Origin of the sequence: Stutzerimonas sp. S1, from assembly GCF_025966695.1 — a bacterium.
In the GTDB taxonomy this organism is placed as follows: domain Bacteria; phylum Pseudomonadota; class Gammaproteobacteria; order Pseudomonadales; family Pseudomonadaceae; genus Stutzerimonas.
Genome location: NZ_JAOEIY010000004.1, coordinates 75,297 through 97,727, shown reverse-complemented (window position 1 = coordinate 97,727; position 22,431 = coordinate 75,297). Strand labels below are relative to the sequence as shown.

Below are 22,431 nucleotides of genomic sequence, written 5' to 3'. Positions count from 1 at the left end.
AGGCGTCCATGTCTGGTATGGAGCAGAAGCCATTGTGGCGGCGTCTGGCCTGGCTGGTGTTGCTCTGGAGCGGCAGCGTGCTGGCGCTGGCGGTGGTGGCCTGGCTGTTGCGCCAGGCGATGCAAGCGGCCGGTTTGAGTGCGTGAGCGAATGCCCGTGCACTTCATCGGTGCGGGCAGCGCCCCGCGCGGACGTCATCGTTCCTTCATCTGCGGCTTATAGCTTGGTTGGCACGCGGCTTGATGCGAATCCGCACGAGCCACCTCTGCAAACTGGAGCCAGAACGATGGACGACTACCAAGACGAAATACTCGAATTGCGCGCCGCCGAACAGGATTGCCCCGACGCCAGTGAAGACGCTGTCGAGCTCTGATCAGGGCAGCTGACGCTGGGCACGGCGGTACGCGCCGGGCGTCTGCCCGCTCCAGCGGCGAAATGCGCGCTGGAACGCTTCTGCTGAGGAGAAGCCGAGCAGCCAGGCGATCTCGCCGAATGCCAAGTCGGTATCGCGGATATAAGCCATCGCCAGATCGCGGCGCGTGTCGTTGAGAATGTCGCGGTAACGGGTGCCTTCCTCGTGCAGCTTGCGCCGCAGCGTCCAACTGGGCAGCTGCAGACGGTTGGCGATCTGCTGCAGGTCCGGCTCCTGGCCCTTGAGCAGTGGGCCGAGGACCTGGGTGACGCGTTCGCGCAGGCTGCGCGTGCGTGTAAGACGCGTCAGCTCCGCCTCGCAGAAGGTCAGCAACTGTCGCCAGGTCGCCGGGCAATGCTCCGGGTTGCGCAGGGCGAGCGCCGCCTGATCCAGATGCAGCTCGTTGGCGCTGGCGCCAAATGCCACGGCACGACCGAACAGCGCCTCGTAGCAGGCGGCGTAATCCGGGGCGTGAAATTCGATATGCACGGCGCTGGGCACCAGACGCTCGCCGGCCAGCCGTTGCAGCTGGGTCAACCAGCTGGCCAGAACGGTGTCGACCACGAAGCGGTTGAACGCGTTGTACGGGCTGATCGAATAGAAGCGCAGCCAGGCGCCGCTGGCGTCCTCGTGAAAGCTGGAACTGCCGCGATAGTTGGACGCGTACAGCGGCTCGAAGCGAATCAGCGTACGCGCCGCTTCACGCACGTTCGGCGCCTGGGCCGCGGTGATGCCGGCCAGGCCGAGGTGGCTCGGCAGGCGCAAGCGGCCCATATCCAGACCCAGCGCGGCATCGCCGGCAAGCTGGATGGCGGCGTGACCCAGGCGCATGTAGCGCGGAATCGACAGCCGCCCCTGCGGCTCGGCCAGGCGCTCGGCGTCCAGTCCATAACCAGCGAGCAGCGGTTGCGGGTCCAGGCCGCGCTCGCGCAGGGCTTCGCCCAGACTCAGCGTGAAGCTGACCGACAGATCGCCCAGGCGCACCGGCTGTGCCTTGAGCGTCACCGTTGCAACCACAGATTGGTCAGCTGCACCGGCGTACCGTGCAGGTTACGCGCCGGCTTGCGCGGTGAGCCGAGCAGGTTCCACGGCACGCCGAGGGTGCGCACCGCCATGTAGGGGCGCTCGTCCGCGGCGATGCCGGGGGAATCGGGGCAGGCTTCGGCCCAGTCATCGCGCGCGCCGGGTACAACGAGCAGGACAGCGTCTGCCGGGGGAGGCTCGCGATAGGCATCGCAGCCGATCAGCACCGCCAGCGGGCCGGCCGGCGTCGCCAGCGTCTGGCGCTGGATCTGTTCCGGCGCCGCGCTGTAGCGCCGTTCGTAGCGACCGAGTGCACGCTTGTACTGCAACGGGCCGATCGGCTGGCCGGAGCGGTCGAACGTCAGGCTGATCTGGCGCAGCGGACCCTCGCCGATCCGCAAGCGGCCCTGTTCCAGACGCGGCTCCGGCAACACGATGGAGCCGGCCACCAGCGTGATGCCATAGCGCGCCGCCAGCTCGCCGAAGATTGCCTGATAGGCCTCGGCCATCCTTTTCGCCTTCAGCAGCAACACCGCCTCGGTGCGCCGGTCGTCCTTCTGCTGGTTGCCGGTCAGCGCGCGCAGGTAGCGGCCGGGATTGCTCAGCGCCGTCCACTGCATGGCATCGCGCAGCGTGCGTGCCTGCTGCACTTCGGGTTTTTCACCGAGCGCGAACAGGCCAGTGCCGACATGCTCGGGCAGCACGACAATGGTCTTGGCGTTCAGCAATCCGGCGGCACGGGCCTGATCGAGATAGGTGGCGAATTTGAGGCGCAGGCGTTCCGGGCTCTGGTAGTCGGCCGGCTGCAGGCGCGTCTCGATGCCGAGCAGGTTGCCGTCGTCACCCGGCACGCCGACGCTGTGGATCGGCAGGGTGCGCAGGTCGGAGAGCAAAGGGCCGCTGCGCCGGTCGCCGGTCCAGTGCAAATAGGCGGTAAGCCCCGCGCCAGCGAGGATCAGTAGCAGGAGCAGTTGCAGATAGTGGCGCATGGGTCGGATCGCTTGGGGGAGGCGACCAGACTAGGCAAGCAGGCGCAGGTTGCCAAGTGCTTTGCACGAATCGATCAGGAAGTTGTCATTTCTGATCATTGAGTGGGGTGGGCGCTGTGGTTATCGTCGCCACATACCGACCGCGTCCCATGAGGCGCGGCAATTGCCATGAGGAACGACCATGACCGCCTACCCGCATCTGCTGGCTCCGCTCGACCTGGGCTTCACCACGCTGCGCAATCGTACCCTGATGGGCTCCATGCACACTGGCTTGGAGGAGATGCCCAATGGCTTTCAGCGCATGGCCGCCTTCTTTGCCGAGCGCGCCCGTGGCGGTGTCGGGCTGATCGTTACCGGCGGCGTCGGGCCGAACGAGGAAGGCTCTGTACGTGCCGGCGCGGCCAAGCTGTCGACGGCTGAGGAGGCCGAAGAGCACAAGATCGTCACCCAGGCGGTACACGAGGCAGGCGGCAGGATCTGCATGCAGATCCTGCACGCCGGGCGCTACGCCTACAGTCCCAAGCTGGTGGCGCCGAGCGCGATTCAGGCGCCGATCAACCCCTTCACGCCGCGCGAGCTGGACGAAGAGGGCATCGAGAAGCAGATTCAGGACTTCGTCAACTGCGCCCGGCTGGCCCAGCAGGCCGGCTACGACGGCGTCGAGATCATGGGTTCGGAAGGCTATTTCATCAACCAGTTCCTGGTCGCGCACACCAACCACCGTACCGATCGCTGGGGTGGCAGCTACGAAAATCGCATGCGCCTGCCGGTGGAGATCGTCACGCGCGTGCGTGATGCGGTCGGGCCGAACTTCATCATCATCTACCGACTGTCGATGCTCGACCTGATCGAGGGCGGCAGCGAATGGAGCGAAGTGGTGACGCTGGCCAAGGCCATCGAGCAGGCCGGCGCCACGCTGATCAACACCGGCATCGGCTGGCACGAGGCGCGCATTCCGACGATCGCCACCAAGGTGCCGCGTGCTGCTTTCACCAAGGTCACCGCCAAGCTGCGCGGCGAGGTGAACATTCCGCTGATCACCACCAACCGGATCAACACGCCGGAAGTTGCCGAACAGGTGCTGGCCGAGGGCGATGCCGACATGGTGTCGATGGCGCGGCCGTTCCTGGCCGACCCGGAATTCGTCAACAAGGCTGCCGCCGGTCACGGCGAGACGATCAACACCTGCATCGGTTGCAACCAGGCCTGTCTGGACCACACCTTCAGCGGCAAGCTGACCAGCTGTCTGGTCAACCCGCGCGCCTGCCACGAAACCGAGCTGAACTACATCCCCACCACCACGGTGAAGAAGATCGCCGTGGTCGGTGCTGGCCCCGCCGGCCTCGCCGCCGCGACGGTCGCCGCCGAGCGCGGCCACGAAGTGACGCTGTTCGACTCGGCCGCGGAGATCGGCGGCCAGTTCAACGTCGCCAAGCGCGTGCCGGGCAAGGAGGAGTTCTACGAGACACTGCGTTACTTCGCCAATCGGCTGCAGGAAACCGGCGTCACGCTGCGGCTGAACACCCGCGTCGGGGTGAACGAGCTGCTCGCCGGCGGCTTCGACGAGATCGTCCTGGCGACCGGCATCGTGCCGCGCACGCCGGACATTCCGGGCGTCGATCATCCGAAGGTGATCGGCTACCTGGATGCGATTCTCGAGCGCAAGCCGGTCGGGCAGAAGGTCGCGGTGATCGGTGCCGGCGGCATCGGCTTCGATGTCTCCGAATACATCACCCACGATGGCGAATCCACCAGCCTGGATCGCGAGGCGTTTTGGAAGGAATGGGGCATCGATCTGGGACTTCAGGCGCGCGGTGGCGTAGCCGGGGTCCAGCCGGCACCGCACGCGGCGAAGCGTCAGGTCTATCTGCTGCAGCGCAAGAAGTCCAAGGTCGGCAACGGCCTCGGCAAAACCACTGGCTGGATTCACCGTGCCGGCCTGAAGAGCAAGCATGTGCAGATGATCAGCTCCGTCGAATACTTGAATATCGACGACGCCGGGCTGCACATCCGAGTGGCGGAGGGCGAACCGCTGGTGCTGCCGGTAGATACGGTGATCCTCTGTGCCGGCCAGGATCCCTTGCGCGAGTTGCAGGGTGGACTGGAAACGGCGGGTGTCCCAGTGCACCTGATCGGCGGTGCTGATGTCGCCGCTGAGCTGGATGCCAAGCGCGCCATCGACCAGGGTTGCCGGTTGGCAGCCAGCCTCTGAATGACGAAAGCCCTGCCTCGAACGGGGCTATTCATTTTGCCAGGAGGTAAAACAATGGACAGCACACCCGTTCTGCAAGCTAATGCCGCTGCCACCCTGGATCGTTGGCACCGCATGATCGCGGCAGCGGATCTCAGCCACCTGCCGGAGCTGCTGCATCCGCAGGCGGTGTTCCGCTCCCCGATGGCGTTCAAGCCGTATGAGGGCGCGTCGATGGTCAGCCTGATCCTCAATACAGTGCTCAAGGTGTTCGAGGATTTCCGCTATCACCGCCAGCTGGCCAGCGCCGACGGTCTCGACGTCGTGCTGGAATTCAGCGCGCGTGTCGGTGATCGCGAGCTCAAGGGAATCGACATGATCCGCTTCGACGAGTCCGGCAGGATTATCGATTTCGAGGTGATGGTGCGTCCGATGAGTGGCCTGCAGGCGCTTGGCGCGGAAATGGGCAGACGCCTCGCAACGCGTTGACTGCGCGCTTTAGCCAAACCCATCGCAAATAAACCGGCTGGCGCGTGCGTCCCGTCCGATCCCGCCGGGGTGCTGCCAACCGAGTCACATTGCCAGCGCCGCCGTTTCCCCTAAACTTGCGCAACCAGCGAGATAGCCGCCTGCGTTGACGGCAATGCGCTATCTCGGGATTAACGTTGCTCGCTGGCGAGCGAAAAGGGACATCGAGCATGCAGATCAAACCGCAGATGGTCGAGGCTGTGCTGTTTTTCAATGAGCGCGGCATCTGCAAGGAAATGCTGTTCCCCGAATTCGAGGCCGTGCTCGATGGTGTGGTGAACCTGCGCGAATTCGCCGACCAGCAGATGCGTGCCGCCTACGTACTGATCGATCCGCGATTGCTGATTCGCGCTGCGGTGTTCTTCTACATCGACTTCAACGATGACGGCTCCGCGGACCAGGGCTGGAACATTCCACTGCGTAATCTGGCCGAGCGCACCGGACGTGGCCCCGATCTGGGCGCTGGCCCGATTCGGCTTGCCTGCCGCAGCCAGTGCCCGGTGTCCTGGCATCAGATGCATCTATGGGATCCGAGCCTGGGAAGCGAGAACAACACGCTTTCGCTGCTGGTCGAGCGAGTCAAGCGCAACCAGCTGGGCCTGCTGGTGGAGGAAGAGGCTCCGCCGGTCGTTCCGGCTGAGCGGTTGCAGATGGTCGCCGAAGATGCCTGGTACGCACGTGACCCGGCCAAGGCCGCAGCAGCCAAACGTTCGGAAGCACTCGAGCAGGAACAGCGACAGAAGGCGGCGTTGCTGATCAAACAGCAGCGCCAACGCATTACCAACCTCGAGCGCCAACGTGACGAGGATGTTGCCAGGTTGCGCGAGACTGCCGACGCGCAGCGACAACAGTTACAGGCCGAGATTGCCACCTTGCAACAGCGTCTGCAGCAGCAGATCGAACTCAATGGCAGCCTGCACGCGCAGATGGTCGAGCAGGCCGAGGCATTTCAGAAGGCGCGCGAGGAAATGAGCGGCCAGCTGCGTACGCTGGAGAAGAACGGCCGTATCGAGGTAAGCGCGGCGCGTGATCAGTTCGAGCACGAAGCGCAGGCACGTATCGCTGCGGCCATCGCTGAATACAAGGAGCAGGTATCGATTCGCGATGTGGAACTCGCCTACCGTAACGAGCTGGATGCGCAGCTCGAAGAGGAGATTCACCGCTTGACGCTCGAGCGCGATGAGCTGGCCGCACGCAGTGGCGACAAAATCCTCGAGCAGCTCGCACAAGCAGGGGTGGTCTTCATGGCCTACCACCCGGGGGCAGGCCATCTCACCATTGCGCTGGCGGATATCGCTCGCTACCAGGCCAACCCGCTGGCCTATGTCGCGGCCAAGTGCGCCGTTTCTGAAGAGCAGTACCGGCAGTGGTTGGAGCATTACCAGCAACCGAGTTGCGTGGCACGTCTGCCGAGTGGTGAGCGCTGTGCAATTCCGCTGGACAAGATCGACAGCCCGAGCCGTTTCGTGATTGGCCATTCCAACTGCTGCGCCCGCCATCGAACTGAAAACCGCCAGCGCACCGGCAGCTGATGACTTCGGCGGCGTCCGATGCATTCGCCCTCGCGGCCGGTGCAGCACCGCTGCAGGAGCTGCGGCTCGACTGGCTGACCGCACATGGCATCAGCCTGGCGGTACTGCGGTTAGATCTGGTCGATCCGGAGTTGTCCGGTAACAAGTGGTTCAAGCTCTCGCAGCACCTCGTGGCGGCTCACCTCAATCGGGCGCCAGGCCTTATCAGCCTCGGTGGTGCACACTCCAATCATCTGCATGCGCTGGCCGCCGCCGGACGCCGTTTCAGTCTGCATACCGTCGGTTTGTTGCGGGGCGTTGCGCAGGACACGCCTACGGTGCGCGATCTCCAGCGCTTTGGCATGCAGCTGCACTGGCTCGGCTATGGCGGTTATCGCGCGCGTCATCGAGCGGACTTCTGGGAGCCTTGGCTGCAGCACTATCCAGAATACCGTTGCATCCCCGAGGGCGGAGGCGGGTTGGCCGGCGCGCTGGGTTGCGTGCCTCTGGTCGCGCAACTACAGGCGCGCTTGGGCGATATTGGATGGACTGGATACGACGCGCTCTGGCTCGCAGTCGGGACTGGCACCACACTGGCGGGCCTGGTAATCGGTGAGGCGGGGCGGCATCCGGTGTTCGGTGCGCTGGCAGGACCGCCGTCACACGCAGTACCCGCCAATCTGGCACGATTGCTAGCCGAGGCAGGTATGGCGAACGCTGGTTATCAGCTGGTGGATGCCAGTCGCGACGGTTTCGGTCGTTTCGATGCCGAGCTCGCCAATTTCATGCTCCAGACCGAGCGCGTCGGTGGTGTGCCGCTGGAGCCCGTCTATACCGCCAAGGCCCTGCTGGCGTTGCGCTTGCGGATCGAGGCCGGAGATTTCTCGGCTGGCACGCGGCTGATCTTCGTGCATACCGGCGGTCTGCAAGGTCGGCGGGCTGCCGAAGCGCAGCTGCAGCAACTGGGCGGCTGACCTACGCGCGACTTGTTTCTTGCGCGAGAGCGCGCCGATCTGCGTCAGGTTGCCAGACCAAACAACCATCCCGCTCCGCCACCGGCCGCGACCACCAGCCAGGGCGGCATCTTCCAGAACATCAACGCGACCAGCGCGAGCAGCGCCGCTGCGAAGTCCGCTGGACCTGCAATGGCGCTGGTCCACACCGGATCGTAGAGGGCGGCAATCAGCAGACCGACTACCGCGGCGTTCACGCCGCCCAAGGCAGCCTGGGTGTGACGGCTGCGGCGCAATAGCTGCCAGAAGGGCATGGCGCCGATCACCAGCAGAAACGATGGCGCGAACACTGCCAGCAGACACACTGTTGCGCCGAGCCAGCCGCTGGGCGCGGTGTTCATCGAGGCGCCGAGGAAGGCGGCGAAGGTGAACAGCGGACCGGGAACCGCCTGCGCCGCACCGTAGCCGGCAAGAAAGGTGTTCTTGTCGACCCAGCCGGTCGGAACGACCTCGGCCTGCAACAATGGCAGCACTACATGGCCGCCACCGAACACCAGCGATCCGGTGCGATAGAACGCATCGACCATCGCCAGCAGCGGGTTCGATGACACTTGCGCGAGGACTGGCAGCCCGATCAGCAGCGCGAAGAATAGGCCCAACAGCAGCAAAGCCGTGCGCCGCCCGACAGCGACAGACAGTGACGTACTCTGAGGGGCGGCATCAGCGCGGAACAGCCAGAGGCCGAACAGGCCCGCAGCCAAAATGACACCGACCTGGCTCCAGGCCGAGGGTGCCAAGAGCAACGTGCCAGCGGCAGCGACGCAGATACCGATGCGCCGGTTATCGGTGCAAAGGCTGCGGCCCATGCCCCAGACCGCCTGGGCGACCACAGCCACGGCGACAATCTTCAGCCCCTGCAGTGCGCCGCTCGGTACTGCATCGTCCCAGGCCTGGATGCCGATGGCGAACAGAGTCAGGACGAGGGCAGAAGGTAGGGTGAAGCCGGCCCATGCGACCAGGGCGCCACGATACCCGCCGCGTAACAAGCCTATGGCGAGACCTACCTGACTGCTCGCCGGGCCTGGCAGGAACTGACAGAGCGCTACCAGATCGGCATAACTGTGCTCGTCCAGCCAGCGGCGGCGCTGGACGAACTCATTGCGGAAAAAGCCGAGGTGCGCGACCGGGCCGCCAAACGAAGTCAGGCCCAGTCGCAGAAAAACCAGAAAGACCGTCCACGCGCTGGAGCGTGGCGTGGCGTCGGAGTGGTTGTGAGGGGTTGTCATGGTCCAATCGTAGTCGTGGCAGGTGACGGGCCGGGCCGGGCATGCAGCCAGCTAGCTAGCTTAGGTAGTCTTTGTGACAAGCTGAAGCATCTAGGTGTGTGTCTGAGCTGGCCAGGCATCGTCGACGAGAAATACACGCTCTTGTTCGATCCAGGTGCCGTGATCGACTGAGTCGAGACGTATCAGCAACCGCGGTTGCGTCGCCGCGGGGGCGAGCGCGAGCCATTGATCGAACTCGTCCCGCGCCCACAGCTGGAGAGTCTCGATTCGAGCAGGTGCCAGCCAGCTTTGCCGTTGCAGCGGTTGCCAGCGGGCGTTGGGGTGCAGCTGGTCAAATTCCTTCCAGCATGACTGACGAATCCAGCGACCGTGCAGATGCTGCGGGTTGCAATCAGCAGGAGTTCCTCCGGCGGACGGCCAGGGCTGAAACAGGTAACCGCCGAGCCAGAAACTGCTGCGCACGGGTTGGCAGGTCAGCTCCTGCAGCACTGCGGCTGCTTGAGCATGCTGCGCCAGCGGCAATTGACGTTGGCATAGATGCGCCAGCTTGAGGTCGAGCCGGTCATGGCTGCCGGGTCCAAGCCAGTGGTCATGCCGGAGGCTGTCCCCTTGGTCGAGGCCGAGGTAGAACTTCACGGCGAGCTCGAGGTGATGGACTCCCTCGGCATCGCGCAGCAGCAGATCCAGTTCGCCAAGCGTCTGGCCGCCCTGACGTATCGGCAGATTGGCCGCGAGCAGCTCGATATCCGGCACCTGGCAGAGTACGTATTGCCATAGTCGCTCGTAATACAGTCCCAGCCGACGCACGCTGCTGCGCGCGAGCCAGGCTTGCAGCGGCGTGGGATCGTCGTCCTGGCGTATCAGCCAGTCGGCGAGTAACCCAGGCGACGCCTGCCAGCGGGTCGCCGCGAGGGGATGCCGCTGCATCCAGCGCCCGTTGTCCAGTAGCGGTGGTGAGACGATGGCCCAGGCGAGATCACGCACCTGCGGATTTAGCAGGCGAGTCGGAAAGTCGTGGAGGCTGGAAATAGACATGCCTGGAGCATAGCCGAGGATGGTTTGCCGCTGCTTCGGCGTTTCGCCCATAATCGCCGGACCGGCGGATATCTTCTGCCGGCTTATGTTCTAAGGCGAGGAGACGGCGCTCGAGTCGACTCCAGCCGTTTCGTCACGTGCGCCGCCTTCCGACTGCCCCGTCCTGTTACTCATACCAGGGAGCCTCAATGGAGCAATTCCGCAATATCGGCATCATTGGCCGCCTGGGCAGTTCTCAGGTGCTGGATACCATCCGCCGGCTGAAAAGGTTTCTCGTCGAGCGTCATCTGCATGTGATCCTCGAGGAGAACATTGCCGAGGTGCTGCCCGGCCACGGCATGCAGACTTCGTCGCGACAGCGCCTCGGCGAGACCTGCGACCTGGTGATCGTGGTCGGCGGCGATGGCAGCCTGCTCGGAGCTGCGCGGGCGATGGCTAAACATCGCGTGCCGGTGCTGGGAATCAACCGCGGCAGCTTGGGTTTTCTCACTGACATCCGCCCGGATGAGCTGGAGGAAAAGGTCGCCGAGGTGCTCAGCGGGCAATACACCCTGGAGAACCGTTTCCTGCTTGAGGCTCATGCCCGGCGCTTCGAGGAAACCATCGGCGCCGGCGATGCGCTCAACGACGTGGTGCTGCATCCGGGCAAGTCGACCCGGATGATCGAGTTCGAGCTGTATATCGATGGCCAGTTCGTCTGCAGCCAGAAGGCCGACGGCCTGATTGTTGCGACGCCTACCGGATCCACCGCCTACGCTCTGTCTGCGGGTGGACCGATCATGCATCCCCGGCTGGACGCCATCGTCATCGTGCCGATGTATCCGCACACGCTGTCGAGCCGCCCGATCGTGGTCGACGGCAACAGCGAGCTGAAGATCGTGGTCTCGCCAAACATGCAGATCTATCCGCAGGTATCCTGCGATGGCCAGAACCACTTCACCTGCGCACCGGGCGATACCGTCACGGTGCGCAAGAAGCCGCAGAAACTGCACTTGATCCATCCGCTGGATCACAATTACTACGAAGTGTGCCGGACCAAACTTGGCTGGGGCAGTCGCTTGGGCGGAGGCGATTGATGCAGCTTGATCCCGAGCGCGGCTATGACCTGATCGGCGATGTGCATGGCTGCGGCCACGCGCTGGGACGTCTACTGGACGGACTCGGTTATCGCTTCCAGGGCGGTGTCTGGCGTCATCCGCGTCGGCAGGTGATCTTCCTCGGCGACATCATCGACCGTGGCCCGCACATCCGCGAGGCGCTGCATCTGGTCTATGACATGGTCGATCATGGGCAGGCCTACTGCATCATGGGTAATCACGAGTTCAACGCTCTGGGCTGGTACATGCCGGCGCCGCCGGGTAGCGGTCGTGATTTCGTGCGTGAGCATTCACCGCGTTTTGCCCGGCTACTGCAGGAGACGCTCCAGCAGTTCGAGCACCATGCCGAGGAGTGGAAAGCCTTCCGCGAATGGTTCTACGGTTTGCCGCTGTTTCTTGAGAGCGAGCGCTTCCGGGTAGTGCATGCCTGCTGGGACAACAGCGTCATCGCGCGGCTGCGGCCGCTACTGAACGACGGCTGCATCAGCCCGGGCATCCTGCGCGAGGCTGGCCTGCCGGGCACCTTCATCTGTCAGGCTCTGGACCGGCTGCTGCGTGGCACCGACATGCCGTTGCCCGAGGGCGTGACGCTGACCAGCGAGGAAGGCTTCGTGCGCACCTTCTTCCGTACCAAGTTCTGGGAAGAAAACCCGCAGACCTACGGCGACGTGGTATTCCAGCCCGACGGCCTGCCGGAACACGCGGCGCGCATGCCGCTGTCTGCGCAACAGAAGAACCGCCTGTTCCTCTACGGGCCGGACGAGCCGCTGTTGTTCGTCGGCCACTACTGGCGGCGCGGCCAGCCGGGGCCGCTGCGCGACAATCTGGCCTGCCTGGACTACAGCGCAGTGAAGAATGGCAAGCTGGTGGCCTATCGGCTGGATCAGGAAGTCCGTCTGGACCCGGCGAAGTTCGCCTGGGTCGACGTCTGTGCGGTGTTCCGCACATGAGTGTCGCGGTGAGCGAAGCGCTGCGCCTGCCCCTGTCGGAAGACCTCAGCGGGTTCATCGCGCTGCTGCACCGCCTGCGCGTGCCTTGCCGGGTGTCGGAGGAGGGCGACCAGCAGGTGCTGCGCGTGCCCGGCGAGGTGGTCGAGCAGGTTCGTGATCTGTATGCGCGCTATCCGCGAGGCGACGACCGCGTGGTCGTCGAACAGCCTGGTCGGCGCGGCGGTTTCGTCACGACTCTGCGTGCCAGCCCGCTGACTGCGGCGCTGCTGGTGCTCACCCTGATCGTCGCGGCGATCACCCTGCTCGGCGAGAATTTCGCGGCGATTCGCTGGCTGAACTTCGTTGATTTTCGCATCGACGGCGAGTACGCCTATTTCGCCACATTGGAGCAGACCTTCGCAGCGGGGCAGTGGTGGCGTCTGATCACGCCGATCTTCGTGCACTTCGGCATCCTTCATCTGGCCATGAACAGCATGTGGTACTGGGAGCTGGGGCGGCGTATCGAAGCCCATCAGCGTGCCTGGATGCTGCTGGCGCTGACCGTGCTGTTCGGTCTGGTATCCAACTTCGCGCAGTATCTGTTCGGTGGGCCGGGCATCTTCGGTGGTCTGTCCGGTGTGCTCTACGGTCTGCTCGGGCATTGCTGGCTGTATCAGAAGCTCGCGCCGAACGAGGCCTACCGGCTGCCGCCCGGCGTCGTGGTGCTGATGCTGGTGTGGCTGGTGATCTGCCTGACGGGCGTCATCGAGGTGCTCAGCTTCGGCGCGCTGGCGATTGCCAACGCGGCGCATGTCGGCGGGCTGGTCGCCGGCTGCGTGACCGGCGTGATCGGCGGCACCCTGGCGCGGCGCCGCTAGTGGGCTGTCGCGCTTTTCCCTAAAGCGCGACAGCCCGGTAGAATGCCCGCTCGTTTCCCCCGGAGCTGGCCATGTCGACCTTTATCCAAACCGCCGAAAATATCACCCCCGAAATTTACGCGAGCCTCAAGCAGGCCCTCGAACTGGGCAAATGGGCTGACGGCCGCAAGCTGACCCCTGAGCAGAAGGAAACCTGCATGCAGGCGGTGATCGCCTGGGAGATGAAGAATCTTCCCGAGGAAGAACGCACCGGCTACATGGGAGGCCAGGAATGCGGCTCCAAGAGCAAGAAGGCCGAGGCCGCCATTGACACCAGCCTGTTCGCGCCGGCTTCCGGAACCCGCCACTGATGCTGGAGCTTGGACGCGGCGCGCTGGAGAAGATGTCGGTTCAGCTCGAATCTGGCGTGCCGGTGCAGTATGCCTTTCGCCTCGGTGAAGGGCTGGTGCCGGTCAATCCATTGATCGGCAGGACGCTGCGGCTGGAGTACCTCGGTGCCATCAACTGCACCCACTGCGGGCGCAAGACCAACAAGAGCTTCAGCCAGGGCTACTGCTATCCCTGCTTCAAGAAGCTGCCGCAATGCGACGTCTGCATCATGAGCCCGGAAAAATGCCACCACGACTTCGGCACCTGCCGCGATCCGCAATGGGGCATGGACTTCTGCATGACCGACCATGTGGTCTACCTGGCCAACTCGTCGGGCATCAAGGTCGGCATCACCCGCGCCACCCAGCTGCCGACGCGCTGGCTTGACCAGGGCGCCAGCCAGGCGCTGCCAATCATGCGCGTCGCCACTCGTCAGCAGTCCGGCATGGTCGAGGACCTGTTGCGCAGCCAGGTGGCCGATCGCACCAACTGGCGCGCGCTGCTCAAGGGGGATGCCGACCCCATCGACTTGATCGCGATGCGCGAGCAGATCTTCGATGCCTGTGCCGAAGGGCTGCGGAATCTGCAGCAACGCTATGGCCTGCAGGCGATTCAGCCGGTGGCCGATGCCGAAGTGCTGGAGATTCGCTATCCCGTCGAGGCGTATCCGACCAAGGTGGTCAGTCTCGATCTGGACAAGACACCGGTGGTCGAAGGCACGCTCAGGGGCATCAAGGGCCAGTACCTGATCCTCGATACTGGCGTGATCAACATTCGCAAGTTCACCGCTTATCAGGTGGTAGCCAGCGCCGCTGCGTAGGGTGGATAACGCTTCGCTTATCCACCGATTGGCGCGGCAGGCTCAAGAATGAGCGGCCAGAGCAACCGCGTGGAAAAGACCGCGCCGTTTTCCACCCTACAAGTCGGCCGCGACAGACGTTAAGCTCGAACCATCTGCAGCCCGGCATACGGGCTGGCAATCCATCGCCACTTTCCCGCTTGAAGCTTGCCGCTTGAAGCTCAGCCGACGAGGTTTCCATGCGTACCGAACAACCGAAAGTCATTCATCTGAAGGATTACCAGGCCCCCGAGTACCTGATCGATGAAACCCATCTGACCTTCGAGCTGTATGAGGACCGCACGCTGGTGCACGCCCAGCTGGTGATGCGCCGCAACCCCGAGCGCCCGGCGGGCAAACTTCCGCCGCTGGAGCTGCATGGCCAGGAACTCGAGCTGCTGTCCATCGCGCTGAACGATCGCGAGCTGGGCCTGGGCGACTATCAGCTCAGCGAAGATTGCCTGACCCTGCAGCCGGACAGCGACAGCTTCGTCATCGACAGTTCGGTGGTGATCCATCCGGAGAGCAATACCGCGCTGGAAGGGCTATACAAGTCCGGCAGCATGTTCTGCACGCAGTGCGAGGCCGAGGGCTTCCGCAAGATCACCTACTACCTCGACCGCCCGGACGTGATGAGCAAGTTCACCACCACCGTGAGCGCCGAGCAGAAGGCCTACCCGGTGCTGCTGTCCAACGGCAACCCGATCGCCAGCGGCAGTGAGGACAACGGCCGCCACTGGGCGACCTGGGAAGACCCGTTCAAAAAGCCGGCCTATCTGTTTGCCCTGGTGGCGGGTGACCTCTGGTGCGTCGAGGACAGCTTCACCACCATGAGCGGACGCAACGTGGCGCTGCGCATCTACGTCGAACCGGAAAACATCGACAAGTGCCAGCACGCCATGGACAGCCTGAAGAAGTCGATGAAATGGGACGAGGAGGCCTACGGTCGCGAGTACGACCTGGACATCTTCATGATCGTCGCGGTGAACGACTTCAACATGGGCGCCATGGAGAACAAGGGCCTCAACATCTTCAACTCCAGCGCGGTGCTGGCCCGCGCCGAAACTGCCACCGATGCTGCGCACCAGCGCGTCGAGGCAATCGTCGCTCACGAATATTTCCATAACTGGTCCGGCAACCGTGTGACCTGCCGTGACTGGTTCCAGCTGTCGCTCAAGGAGGGCTTCACCGTCTTCCGCGACTCGCAGTTCAGTGCCGACATGAATTCGGCGACGGTCAAGCGCATCGAGGACGTTGCCTACCTGCGCACCCACCAGTTCGCCGAGGATGCCGGCCCGATGGCCCACTCGGTGCGCCCGGAGTCCTTCATCGAAATCTCCAACTTCTACACCCTGACCGTTTACGAGAAGGGTGCTGAAGTGGTGCGCATGATCCAGACGCTGCTGGGCGAAGAGGGCTTCCGCAAGGGCAGCGATCTGTACTTCGCACGGCATGACGGCCAGGCTGTGACAGTCGATGACTTCGTCAAGGCTATGGAAGATGCCAACGGCGCGGATTTCACCCAATTCAAACGCTGGTACAGCCAATCTGGAACACCGCGCCTCGCCGTCAGCGAGCAGTACGACGAGGCGGGCAAGACCTACAGTCTGACCTTCCGCCAGAGCTGCCCACCGACGCCGGGTCAGCCGAGCAAGCAGCCCTTTGTCATTCCGGTGGCGTTGGGCCTGCTGGGCGCCGATGGCGCTGAACTGCCGCTGCGACTGGAAGGCGAGTCGGCAGCAGTCGGAACCAGTCGCGTGCTGGCGGTTAGCGAAGCCGAGCAGACCTTTACCTTCGTCGACGTCGCCGAGCGCCCACAGCCATCGCTGCTGCGTGGCTTCTCCGCGCCGGTGAAGCTGGATTACCCGTATAACCGCGACCAGCTGATGTTCCTCATGCAGCACGACTCCGACGGCTTCAACCGTTGGGAGGCGGGCCAGCAGTTGTCCGTGCAGGTGCTGCAGGAGCTGATCGGCCAGTATCAGCGCGGTGAAGCGCTGGCGATGGACGAGCGTCTGATCGAGGCGCTGCGCAGCTTGCTGCAGAACGAGGACCTCGACGCCGCGATGGTCGCCGAGATGCTGTCGCTACCCAGCGAGGCCTATCTCACCGAGATCAGCGATGTGGCCGATGTCGATGCCATTCACGCCGCGCGCGAGTTCGCCCGCAAGCGCATTGCCGAAGAGCTGTTCGATCTGCTCTGGCAGCGTTATCAGACCAATCGCGAGCTATCCAGCCAGACGCCCTATGTGGCTGAAGCCGGTCATTTCGCCCGTCGCGCGCTGCAGAACATCGCGCTGTCGTACCTGATGCTCACCGAACGCCCTCCGGTGCTGGAAAGCTGCATCGAACAGTTCGATCAGGCCGACAACATGACCGAGCGTCTGACAGCGCTGGCGGTGCTGGTCAATTCACCGTTCACAAAAGAGCGCGAGCAGGCGTTGAGTACCTTCGCTGAGCACTTCAAGGACAATCCGTTGGTCATGGATCAGTGGTTCAGTGTGCAGGCTGGCAGTTCGTTGCCCGGCGGGCTGGAGCGGGTCCAAGCGTTGATGCAGCACCCGGCTTTCACCTTGAAGAATCCGAACAAGGTTCGCGCGCTGATCGGTGCCTTCGCCAACCAGAACCTGGTCAACTTCCACCGCGCCGATGGTGCCGGCTACCGTTTCCTCGCCGATCAGGTGATCACCCTCAACGCGCTCAATCCGCAGATTGCCTCGCGCCTGCTGGCGCCGCTGACGCGCTGGCGCAAGTATGACGCAAGCCGTCAGGCGTTGATGAAGCACGAACTGGAGCGCATTCTCGCCTCCGGCGAACTGTCCAGCGACGTATACGAAGTGGTGAGCAAGAGCCTCGCCTGATGCTCGGTCCAGGCCGGTCATGCAAGGTGACTGGCCTGGCCCGCGGCGCGCTCTGCTATCGGGTGCGTGTGTTGTCCATCCCGACAGGATGTCGGGGTGGACATCCTGTCGTGCGTCGCGACTACTCCGCAGTGTAGTGGCATCGTGCTAGATCAGCTTGGCTGATCGGCCGCCAATCAGCACCCGCAAGTTAACAAAACATAACGTCCCGTCGATTGTAAGCCTTCTTCGAAGCTGGCTAGGATGGCTGTGCCTGCCAATCCAGGCCTTACCTAAATAAAAATAAAGGGGGTATGTATGAGTGAGCCCGTTTTGCGGCGCACCCAGTCCGGCCGCGCTGTGGCAACAGCCCAGACAGCGGTATTGCGTTCTCGCTTTTCGCTGGCCAGTGTGCTTTCGCTCTGCGGTGCCATCTCACTGTTGTCGCTGAATGCGCTGCCGGTGCAAGCCCAGGCCGCTGTCGATCCTCAGACCCGCTATTCGATTGAATCGAAGCGTGCGGTCTCCCATCTTCTTCTCGACATCACCCAAGCCGGCGATCGACTGGTTGCCGCGGGTGACCGTGGACACATCCTCTTCTCCGACGATGCCGGCAAGCACTGGCTGCAGGCCAAGGTGCCAACGCGCCAGCTGCTCACAGCCCTTCACTTCGTCGATGACAAGCACGGCTGGGCAGTCGGTCATGATGCACTGGTGCTCGCCACCCAAGACGGGGGCGAAAACTGGAACGTGCAATACGAAGAGCGCGAGCGCGAAGCGCCGCTGCTGGATGTCTGGTTCGAGAATCCCCAGCATGGCATCGCCGTTGGCGCCTACGGTGCGCTGATCGAAACCACGGACGGCGGCCAGAGCTGGAACGACATCAGCGATCGCCTGGATAACGAAGACGGGGTGCACCTGAACGCCATCGCACAGATCCAGCATGGCGGGCTGCTGGTGGTAGGCGAGATGGGCAGCCTGTTCCGCTCGTCGGACCTGGGGCAGACCTGGGAACGGCTCGATTCGCCCTACGAGGGTTCCTTCTTCGGCGTGCTCGCGGGGGGCGAGAGCGGGTTGGTGTTTGCCTACGGGCTGCGTGGCCATCTGTTCCGCTCTGTCGATTCCGGTGATAGCTGGGAGCAGATCGAGTTGAGCAACGGTAACGGTCATCCCCTGGAGTCGGGCCTGGCGGGCGGCAGTGTGCTGCGTGACGGTCGCATCATCATCGTCGGCCACGGCGGTGCGGTGCTGACCAGCAGCGATCAGGGACGCACGTTCAAGTACTTCAGCCGGCCTGACCGGTTGTCGCTGTCGGGTGTGAGCGCCAACGGTGGTGACAACCTGGTCCTGGTAGGGCAGGGCGGTGCCCGCATCACCTCGCCGTCGGGCGCGGATCTGGCCACACAACAATAAGAAGCCGGGAGAACCACTCGCATGACCAAGCATCAACAGAAACCGGCGTCGTTCCTTGAGCGTCTGGTCTTCAACAACCGCAAGGCGGTCATCTTCATCTGTGCGCTGATCAGCGCGTTCCTGTTTTACCAGGCCGCTCAGGTGCGCCCGGAAACCAGCTTCGAGAAGATGATCCCGCTGGGGCATCCGTACATCCAGAAGATGCTCGAGCACCGCAACGACCTCAGCAACATGGGCAACACGGTGCGCATTTCCGTGGAGGCCCTGGAAGGCGACATCTTCTCCAAGGAGTACATGGAGACGCTGCGCCAGGTGCATGACGAGGTGTTCTATATCCCCGGCGTTGATCGCTCCAACATGAAGTCGCTGTGGAGTCCCAGCGTACGCTGGACGGAGGTGACCGAAGAGGGCTTCGCCGGTGGTGAGGTGATTCCGCAGACCTATGACGGCTCGCCCGAGAGCCTCGATGACCTGCGCGACAACATCCTCAAATCCGGACAGATCGGCCGGCTGGTGGCGAACAACTTCAAATCGAGCATCGTCGACGTGCCGCTGATGGAGTCCTATCCGGATCCCGAAGACCAGGGCAAGCAGATCAAACTGGATTACCAGCAGTTCTCCCACGAACTGGAAGAGAAGATTCGCGAGAAGTATCAGGCGCAGAATCCCAACGTGAAGATTCACGTCATCGGCTTTGCCAAGAAGGTCGGTGATCTGATTGACGGCCTGGTAGGCGTGGCGCTGTTCTTTATCGTCGCCATCGGTGTCACCTTCGCGCTGCTGCTGTGGTTCACCCGCTGCCTCAAGAGCACCATCGCCGTACTGGTGACCACCTTGATCGCCGTGGTTTGGCAGCTCGGCTTGCTGCATACGCTGGGCTTCGGGCTGGATCCGTATTCGATGCTGGTGCCGTTCCTGGTGTTCGCCATCGGGATCTCCCACGGCGTGCAGAAGATCAATGGCATCGCCATGGCCTCCGGGCAGACCACCGACCCGCTCGCCGCGGCGCGCCTGGCATTTCGTCAGCTGTTCGTTCCCGGCATGGTGGCGTTGCTGTCCGATGCGGTGGGCTTCGTCACGCTTCTGTTGATCGACATCGGCGTGATTCGTGAGCTGGCCATCGGCGCCTCGCTGGGTGTGGCGGTGATCATCCTGACCAACCTGATCCTGTTGCCAGTGGCGATTTCCTACATGGGTATCAGCCAGAAGGCGATCAAGCAGGCCCGTGACGAGGCCTCGCGTGACCATCCGTTCTGGCGTGGGCTGTCGAAATTCGCCAGTCCGACCGTGGCGCCGATTTCCATCACCATCGCTGTGCTGGCCTTGGTCGGTGGCCTCTGGTACGGGCAGAACCTGAAGATCGGCGACCTCGACCAGGGAGCGCCGGAGCTGCATCCGGACTCGCGCTACAACCTGGACAATGATTTCGTCATCCGCAACTACTCCACCAGTTCCGACGTGCTGGTCGTGATGGTCAAGACCGCACCCGAAGGCTGCTCGCATTACGACACGCTGGCGGCGATGGACGAGCTGATGTGGAAGATGCAGAACACCAGTGGTGTGCAATCCGCGGTGTCGATGGTTACGGTGGCGCGCCAGGGCATCAAGGGCATGAACGAGGGCAGCCTGAAGTGGGAAACGCTGTCGCGTAACCAGCATGTGCTGAACAACTCCATCGCCCGTGCCGAAGGCATGTACAACAGCGACTGCTCGCTGGCGCCGGTACTGGTATTCCTTAACGACCACAAGGCCGAGACGCTGGAACACGTGGTCGCCGCGGCCAAGGAGTTCGCCGAGGAGAACAATCGCGAAGGTCTGGAGTTCGTGCTGGCGGCGGGTAACGCTGGTATCGAGGCGGCTACCAACGAGGTGATCGCCGCGTCGGAAACCACCATGTTGATCGCGGTTTACCTGGCGGTCAGCGTCATGTGCCTGCTGACGTTCCGCTCGCTGGCGGCCACGCTTTGCGTGATCCTGCCGCTGGTGCTGACCTCGATCCTCGGTAACGCGCTGATGGCCTTCATGGGCATCGGGGTGAAGGTCGCCACGCTGCCGGTGATCGCGCTGGGCGTGGGTATCGGTGTCGACTACGGCATCTACATCTACAGCCGCCTGGAAACCTACCTGCGCCAAGGCATGACATTGCAGGAAGCCTACTACCAGACGCTGAAATCCACCGGCAAGGCGGTGGTGTTCACTGGCATCTGTCTGGCGATCGGCGTAGTCACCTGGGTGTTCTCGGCGATCAAGTTCCAGGCCGATATGGGTCTGATGCTGACCTTCATGTTCCTCTGGAACATGGTCGGCGCGATCTGGCTGCTGCCGGCACTGGCCCGCTTCCTGATCAAGCCGGATCGGCTCGCCGGCAAGGCTGTCGATGCAGTGGCGGCTCACTGAGAGAGAGTCGTCAGCGCCTCGGTGCGCTGACGCAGCATCCGGAACGCCCGCAGCGCAAGCTGCGGGCGTTCTGCTTTCTAGCCCAGGCGCCGCTGCGCGGGGTGAAGGTCTGAATGTGGAATAGCCACCCGGATTCGATCCCGGGAGGTGCTGGGTGCAAGGCCGGCGGGCGTATCAGTCCGCATCCTCAGGTCGCGGAAAGCAGAACGCCCCGAACCAGGCGGGGCGTTCTGTCAGAGACCGGGGGCGATCCCGGTATTGTGGGGACGCTCAGAGTGCGGCCAGGCCTACCTGTTGGACCAGCTCCAGCAGCGGCTGTGGGTAGATGCCAAGCAGCAGGGTAAGTGCGGCGACAGCCACCAGCATGATGCCACCGGCGCGCTGGCCCCAGTCGAACGGTGCATCGTGGCGGCGAATGCCCGGCTCGACGAGAAACAGCGTCACCATGACTCGCAGGTAGTAATACAGGCCGATGGCGCTACCGGCGATCAGCGTACCGAGCAGCCACCACAGCTGCGACTCGACCCCGCTGGCGACCACGTAGAACTTGCCGATGAAGCCCGCGGTCAGCGGAATACCGGCCAGCGAGAGCATCATCAGGGTAAGCACGGCAGTCAGGTACGGACGCCGCCAGAACAGACCGCGGTACTGGTACAGCGCGTCCGCGTCACGGCCCTGGAACGGGCTGGACATCAGAGTGATCACGCCGAACGCGCCGAGGCTGGTCAGCACGTAAGTCACCAGATATACGCCGACTGCTTCCACCGCCAGGCCGTTGCTGGCGATCAGCGCCACCAAAAGATAGCCGAAATGGGCGATCGACGAGTAGCCGAGCAGGCGCTTCAAGTTGCTCTGGTTCAACGCCAGCAGGTTGCCGGCGAGAATCGAGGCGATGGCGATCAGGCTCAGCGCGTCGTTCAGCCAGCCGCCGCTGGTAGCTGGCGACAGCTGATACAGCCGCAGCAGCACCGCGAATACGGCAACCTTGCTGGCAGTGGCGAGAAACGCCGAGACCGGTGCCGGGGCGCCCTCGTAGACATCTGGGGTCCACAGGTGGAAGGGGACCAGCGAGAGCTTGAAGCCAAGGCCGATCAGCATCATGCCGATGCCGGTTTGCACCAGTATCGACGAGCCCTGTGCGGCAAGACTGCTGCCAATCTCGGTGAAGGCCAGGCTGCCGGACTCGGCGTACAGCAGCGCCATGCCGAACAACAGAAACGCGCTGCCGGCGGCAGAGAGCACCATGTACTTGATGCCGGCTTCGAGCGAACGCCTGTTGAAAAAGGCATACGCAACCAGCCCGTAGACCGGTACGGAAAGCAACTCCAGACCAATGAACAGGCTCGCCAGGTGCTGTGCGCTGACCAGCACCATGCCGCCTGCTGCGGACAGCAACATCAGCAGGTAAAGCTCTTCCCGATTGCCGGGAAAGCCGCTGCCGCCAGGCCTCTCGCCCAGATAGGCATGTGCCAGCGTGACGCAAACCAGCGTCGCGAGCAGCATCAGTGTCATGTAGAAGTAGGCGAAGCCGTCGGTGCGCAGCAGCATCGTGACCTGCTGCACATCGGCTTGCATCGCCGGAACGATCGAAAACAGGGCGAGCACCAGGCCGCCGGTGCTCAGTGTGTAGCTCAGGCCGTGGTTGCGCCGCCAGGCGATTGCCAGCATCACCACCACGACGGTGGCACTGACGACGAGCAGCGGCAGCAGGGCGATGAAGTGTTGTTGAGTGAGTTCCATTG

At 63.4% G+C, this 22,431-nt stretch carries 18 protein-coding genes; 13 read left to right on the top strand and 5 right to left on the bottom strand.

What is annotated here, in order from left to right; genetic code table 11:
- Nucleotides 1-8: 8 nt before the first annotated feature.
- Nucleotides 9-146, top strand: a complete 138-nt coding sequence (locus tag N8H22_RS09630) for a DUF2474 domain-containing protein (protein ID WP_037020167.1) — start codon at nt 9-11, stop codon at nt 144-146.
- 227 nt (nt 147-373) lie between these two features.
- Here the strand turns inward: N8H22_RS09630 and N8H22_RS09625 are convergent, their stop codons facing one another.
- Together N8H22_RS09625 and N8H22_RS09620 are read right to left on the bottom strand one after the other, a co-directional pair.
- Nucleotides 374-1,417 carry an AraC family transcriptional regulator gene (locus N8H22_RS09625; RefSeq protein ID WP_264590290.1) on the bottom strand — a complete coding sequence of 348 codons (1,044 nt, stop codon included), beginning with the start codon at nt 1,415-1,417 and terminating at the stop codon, nt 374-376.
- Entirely contained in the window at nt 1,414-2,424 is a 1,011-nt protein-coding gene (locus tag N8H22_RS09620) for a carbon-nitrogen hydrolase (RefSeq protein ID WP_264590289.1), read from the bottom strand. Before N8H22_RS09620 ends, N8H22_RS09625 begins: the two co-directional genes overlap by 4 nt.
- A gap of 181 nt (nt 2,425-2,605) precedes the next feature.
- On the opposite strand from N8H22_RS09620, the gene N8H22_RS09615 reads away from it, so the two are divergent.
- The 4 genes from N8H22_RS09615 (at nt 2,606) to N8H22_RS09600 (ending at nt 7,628) form a co-directional block, all read left to right on the top strand.
- A complete protein-coding gene (locus N8H22_RS09615) occupies nt 2,606-4,636 on the top strand; it encodes an NADPH-dependent 2,4-dienoyl-CoA reductase (RefSeq protein ID WP_264590288.1) in 2,031 nt (676 codons plus the stop codon).
- 54 nt (nt 4,637-4,690) lie between these two features.
- Nucleotides 4,691-5,104, top strand: a complete 414-nt coding sequence (locus N8H22_RS09610; protein WP_264590287.1) for a nuclear transport factor 2 family protein — start codon at nt 4,691-4,693, stop codon at nt 5,102-5,104.
- A gap of 209 nt (nt 5,105-5,313) precedes the next feature.
- Nucleotides 5,314-6,675, top strand: a complete 1,362-nt coding sequence (locus N8H22_RS09605) for a chromosome partitioning protein ParA (protein WP_264590286.1) — start codon at nt 5,314-5,316, stop codon at nt 6,673-6,675.
- A complete protein-coding gene (locus N8H22_RS09600) occupies nt 6,675-7,628 on the top strand; it encodes a pyridoxal-phosphate dependent enzyme (protein WP_264590285.1) in 954 nt (317 codons plus the stop codon). Before N8H22_RS09605 ends, N8H22_RS09600 begins: the two co-directional genes overlap by 1 nt.
- Before the next feature lie 44 nt (nt 7,629-7,672).
- Here the strand turns inward: N8H22_RS09600 and chrA are convergent, their stop codons facing one another.
- Complete coding sequence (gene chrA, locus N8H22_RS09595) at nt 7,673-8,893, bottom strand: chromate efflux transporter (RefSeq protein ID WP_264590284.1); 1,221 nt, start codon at nt 8,891-8,893, stop codon at nt 7,673-7,675.
- A 90-nt stretch (nt 8,894-8,983) separates the two neighbouring features.
- Nucleotides 8,984-9,928 (bottom strand): DUF1853 family protein, encoded by a 945-nt coding sequence (locus N8H22_RS09590; RefSeq protein ID WP_264590283.1) that lies wholly within the window; start codon nt 9,926-9,928, stop codon nt 8,984-8,986.
- Nucleotides 9,929-10,116: 188 nt separating this feature from the next.
- Between N8H22_RS09590 and N8H22_RS09585 the strand changes: the two genes are divergently transcribed.
- The 8 genes from N8H22_RS09585 (at nt 10,117) to N8H22_RS09550 (ending at nt 20,689) form a co-directional block, all read left to right on the top strand.
- The gene (locus N8H22_RS09585; RefSeq protein WP_264590282.1) at nt 10,117-11,004 is read left to right on the top strand and encodes an NAD(+) kinase; all 888 of its coding nucleotides are present in this window, start codon (nt 10,117-10,119) and stop codon (nt 11,002-11,004) included.
- Nucleotides 11,004-11,975, top strand: coding sequence for a metallophosphoesterase (locus N8H22_RS09580; RefSeq protein WP_264590281.1), 972 nt, complete (start codon nt 11,004-11,006; stop codon nt 11,973-11,975). The genes N8H22_RS09585 and N8H22_RS09580 overlap by 1 nt, the downstream gene beginning before the upstream one ends.
- On the top strand, nt 11,972-12,832 hold the full coding sequence (locus N8H22_RS09575; RefSeq protein ID WP_264590280.1) for a rhomboid family intramembrane serine protease: 861 nt from the start codon (nt 11,972-11,974) through the stop codon (nt 12,830-12,832). The genes N8H22_RS09580 and N8H22_RS09575 overlap by 4 nt, the downstream gene beginning before the upstream one ends.
- Before the next feature lie 71 nt (nt 12,833-12,903).
- Nucleotides 12,904-13,182, top strand: a complete 279-nt coding sequence (locus tag N8H22_RS09570) for a DUF1315 family protein (protein ID WP_049325827.1) — start codon at nt 12,904-12,906, stop codon at nt 13,180-13,182.
- Nucleotides 13,182-14,021 carry a DUF2797 domain-containing protein gene (locus N8H22_RS09565; RefSeq protein ID WP_264590279.1) on the top strand — a complete coding sequence of 280 codons (840 nt, stop codon included), beginning with the start codon at nt 13,182-13,184 and terminating at the stop codon, nt 14,019-14,021. Before N8H22_RS09570 ends, N8H22_RS09565 begins: the two co-directional genes overlap by 1 nt.
- A gap of 218 nt (nt 14,022-14,239) precedes the next feature.
- Nucleotides 14,240-16,900 carry an aminopeptidase N gene (pepN, locus tag N8H22_RS09560; protein WP_264590278.1) on the top strand — a complete coding sequence of 887 codons (2,661 nt, stop codon included), beginning with the start codon at nt 14,240-14,242 and terminating at the stop codon, nt 16,898-16,900.
- A 390-nt stretch (nt 16,901-17,290) separates the two neighbouring features.
- Nucleotides 17,291-18,292 (top strand): YCF48-related protein, encoded by a 1,002-nt coding sequence (locus tag N8H22_RS09555; protein WP_264590629.1) that lies wholly within the window; start codon nt 17,291-17,293, stop codon nt 18,290-18,292.
- A gap of 21 nt (nt 18,293-18,313) precedes the next feature.
- A complete protein-coding gene (locus tag N8H22_RS09550; RefSeq protein ID WP_264590277.1) occupies nt 18,314-20,689 on the top strand; it encodes an RND family transporter in 2,376 nt (791 codons plus the stop codon).
- Nucleotides 20,690-20,959: 270 nt separating this feature from the next.
- On the opposite strand, the gene nuoN is transcribed toward N8H22_RS09550, so the two are convergent.
- Nucleotides 20,960-22,429, bottom strand: coding sequence for an NADH-quinone oxidoreductase subunit NuoN (nuoN, locus tag N8H22_RS09545; protein WP_264590276.1), 1,470 nt, complete (start codon nt 22,427-22,429; stop codon nt 20,960-20,962).
- Nucleotides 22,430-22,431: the final 2 nt, after the last annotated feature.